Source organism: Paenibacillus sp. CMM36 (assembly GCF_053570945.1).
Genome location: NZ_JBSEDY010000044.1, coordinates 1 through 3,637 on the forward strand (window position 1 = coordinate 1; position 3,637 = coordinate 3,637).

4 protein-coding genes are annotated in these 3,637 nt (G+C 42.7%); all 4 read left to right on the forward strand.

Features of this window, described 5'->3' with window-relative positions; translation table 11 throughout:
- Nucleotides 1–540: 540 nt before the first annotated feature.
- The 4 genes from ACWA2B_RS27735 to ACWA2B_RS27750 all read left to right on the forward strand — a co-directional run bounded on the left by ACWA2B_RS27735 (nucleotide 541) and on the right by ACWA2B_RS27750 (nucleotide 3,182).
- A complete protein-coding gene (locus ACWA2B_RS27735) occupies nucleotides 541–996 on the forward strand; it encodes a DinB family protein (protein ID WP_165150840.1) in 456 nt (151 codons plus the stop codon).
- A 345-nt stretch (nucleotides 997–1,341) separates the two neighbouring features.
- Nucleotides 1,342–1,752: an HAD family hydrolase gene (locus ACWA2B_RS27740; RefSeq protein WP_238437971.1), complete on the forward strand. Its 411-nt coding sequence runs from the start codon at nucleotides 1,342–1,344 to the stop codon at nucleotides 1,750–1,752.
- A gap of 175 nt (nucleotides 1,753–1,927) precedes the next feature.
- A complete protein-coding gene (locus tag ACWA2B_RS27745) occupies nucleotides 1,928–2,674 on the forward strand; it encodes an SDR family NAD(P)-dependent oxidoreductase (protein WP_165149917.1) in 747 nt (248 codons plus the stop codon).
- 160 nt (nucleotides 2,675–2,834) lie between these two features.
- Nucleotides 2,835–3,182, forward strand: coding sequence for a winged helix-turn-helix transcriptional regulator (locus ACWA2B_RS27750; RefSeq protein ID WP_019685981.1), 348 nt, complete (start codon nucleotides 2,835–2,837; stop codon nucleotides 3,180–3,182).
- The last annotated feature ends 455 nt before the right edge of the window (nucleotides 3,183–3,637 follow it).

Sequence of the window (3,637 nt, forward strand, 5' to 3'; positions counted from 1 at the left end):
GTTGGAGCGTAGCATATCAACACCATCCGTTCTACAATAGTTACCTATATTATACAACATTAACGCGGTGTCGTCTTAAACAAAATTAACATAAAATAGGCTGTCGAGACTTTCTCGACAGCCTGAGAACCTCTGTGGAGGTTCTCTTTTTGTTTAAAGAAAATAAAGTTGTAGACTGAGCAAATAAAGCGTTTTCTTAGTGCTTGGATTAATATAAGGCTCCTTTAGAAGCACTACATGCTACCCGCGTATGTTCTTTAATTAATATTTGGCGCTGGAGCTTCCTTTTTTATTGAACTCCCATGAAAGTTAAAGCAGCTAAAAACCCGAAAAAGACAATAACAAAATAGACCTAGCCAAATGATTTTTTTTAAAAAAGGCACTGCCTGAGAAGAGTTATGAAATTAAAGTATCAAAGATTTTTCAAGGCTGAACGTAAAAATGAGGCTGGTGTAAAGGTTGTTTTAGTTCATTTAAATGCTTAAACTAACGGTTAATAGTAGGTTCAAGTAATCGATGAGACGAAGAGGGGAAACCGAAATGAAGACGATCAAGTGCATGATGGACCACCTGTACTGGGCGGACGGACGCATCCTGGACGCGCTCGAGAAGAGTGAGACGAAGAACAAGGACCTTCTGAAGCTGGTTCGGCACGTCGCGGTCGCGGAACGAGTCTGGCTGTCCCGATTGCCGGGCAAGGGCAGCGCCCAATATTCGTTGTGGGAGGAAGCAGAAGACCTGACGGCGATCCGGACGATGTTCGAAGAAAACGCCGAGCAATATCGCGTCTATATCGAAGGACTTGAGGAATCCGAGTTGGACGAGATGATCGACTATGCGAATCAGAGCGGGGTTCCGTTCCAAACGTCCGTCCGGGACATCCTGTCACAGGTCCTCTTACATGGGCAATATCACCGGGGACAGATCAACCGGGCGCTTCGGATCGAATCGGTAGAGCCTGTCCAAGTCGATTACATCACGTTCGCGAGGCTCTAACAGGGCCTAATAATCACCATTATTCGGAATGGGATTGGCATTGAACGACGGGTACGATAGCTCAACAAATTGCTTTTACCATATAAGAGCAACATGCTAATGTATATTAGCAGACGATGATGTTTTATAAGTGATAAGAACCTACACTGCCTTATTTAGGATCAAAGAGAGCCCATACCCTTATAAATTGGAAAATTCATTTGCTTCCAAATACGGTTATGGGCTTATTTACTTTTCATAAGCACTACACCACATTAGACTGCCGGTACTTGTTTAAGCTAACGGGCAGGATAGTTCAAATACGTGGTATCATGTGGTGAGTAATTAATGGAGCCCTCTTTTACAATGTTGAGAATGAGGGAAATCGTGGTCGGCTTGGAATGGGAAGGTTTGTATAGAGAATTGTTGGGAGATGGAAACCAATTGCTTATGGAAGGCGCAATGGATGTCTGTCATCGCTTATCAAAGACCCATCGAATGTTCGTAATCACGAATGGTATCACTCACACGCAAATCAAACGCTTGAAGCAGTCTGGGCTATATAAGTTTTTCGAGGATATCTTTGATTCGCAAAGCATTGGTTATCAAAAACCGAAGGGAGAATTTTTCAATTACGTCATAAGTCATATTTCAGATGGTGGTCTTCAGTCGGGCATTGACACCTGTTGGGTCAACAGAACCGGACAAAGAAGTCCGGCAGAAATTAAAAGCACATATACAATCTCAAACTTAATGGAGCTCACTTCCATCTGTTAGGCTGTAAAAACAAACGCTTGTGCCGCCTCAATTATCACTTTTTGGTGACTATATCACAAAAAAGTGGGTACTGTTTTTCTTGTAACTTTTCCCCCATACTATCGTTCATAGGAGGTTCATGAAGCAGACAGAGCATCCTATACCATATAAATCATTATAAAAGGAGTGTAATAGAATGGGGAAATTTGACGGGAAGGTAGCAGTTGTAACCGGAGGTACAAGCGGCATCGGTCTCGCGTCGGCACAACAGTTCGTAAAAGAAGGGGCTTACGTTTTTATCACGGGACGCAGACAACGTGAACTGGATGAAGCAGTAAAGCAGATCGGAAAGAATGTTACAGGTGTCCGAGGTGACATATCTAAATCGGAAGATCTAGATATATTATTTGAAACAGTTAAGCGAGAAAAGGGACACTTGGACATTCTCTTTGCAAATGCCGGACTAGGGTCATTGCTTCCATTAGGAGAAATTACAGAAGCACAATACTACAAGACTTTCGATGTCAACGTGAAAGGAACCATCTTTACAGTACAAAAGGCATTAGCTTTGTTTCCAAATAAAAGAGGTTCGATTATTCTAACGGGATCCACTGCTGGCTCGACGGGGATGCCAGCGTTTAGTATCTATGGTGCATCCAAGGCAGCGATCAGACAGCTCGTCCGCAGCTGGATTCTTGATATGAGAGGGACCGAAATTCGTATAAACATCCTTAGTCCGGGAACAATCGTAACGCCGGCGTACGATGAGTTATTTGGCTCTGAACTAGATCATTTACTGGAACAGGCAAAAAATGATATTCCGCTCGGCAGAGTGGGGCAGGTTGAAGAGATCTCCAATGCTGTCATGTTCCTAGCCTCTAATGAAAGCAGCTATATGAACGGCGTTGAATTATTCGTAGATGGCGGAGTAGCTCAAGTTTAACCAGGACATAGTAATTTTCAAACGACAAAGATTTTTAAATCAACTTAAAGGCGATTGTATTATCCCCTCCATGTAACGTTCAATTTTTCCTTCAGTGATCCTTGAAGGATCAAGCGATACATGAAGGGGATATTCTTAGATCGGGAGATGGTGTATTGATATGAAAACATTTTTCTGTGAACTGGAAGTTACACTAGAGGTTATCGGAGGAAAGTGGAAGGGGCTTGTTCTGTACTATTTAATAAAAGGACCTAAACGGACGGGAGAGCTTAAGCGACTCGTTCATAATATATCGCAAAAGATGCTGATTCAAACTCTTCGGGAACTGGAAACAGACGGATTAATTCGCAGAAAGATGTACAATCAGGTACCGCCTAAGGTGGAATATTCAACGACGGAACTGGGTCAATCACTTGAACCCATTTTGAGATCGCTTTGTGATTGGGGGGGGAATTACGCAGAGCAATCCTTCGCTCCGGGCGAGATTGAGATTTTGTATCTGGATTAACTGTCGGGGGACAAGAGCATAGTCCCATTTGAAGTCGCTATTTTAGCGGCTTTTTTGTTTTATCGTTTTACGTTGATGTTTTCGAGTGATGAGCAATATTCTAGTACAGGTTACTTCGTAATTAACAAGGTGCACTACAAAACTAAGGACACAAAACTTGTCTCAGAGATTAATAAGTACGTCTTGGATTATGGCAAAAGCATCATGCCCCAGCTGTTGCCAGGAGTCTGAGCAGACAAGTAAGCGGTTGAGGCTAATGACAATGAACCCATTACGCTAACGAGAAACGTTAGTTTAATAAAACAGCGGTAGTCTGAGACTGCCGCTGTCAGGCTGTCGAGAAAGTCTCGACAGCCTATTTATGTTAATTTTGTTTAAGACGACACCGCGTTAATGTTGTATAATATAGGTAACTATTGTAGAACGGATGGTGTTGATATGCTACGCTCCAACCG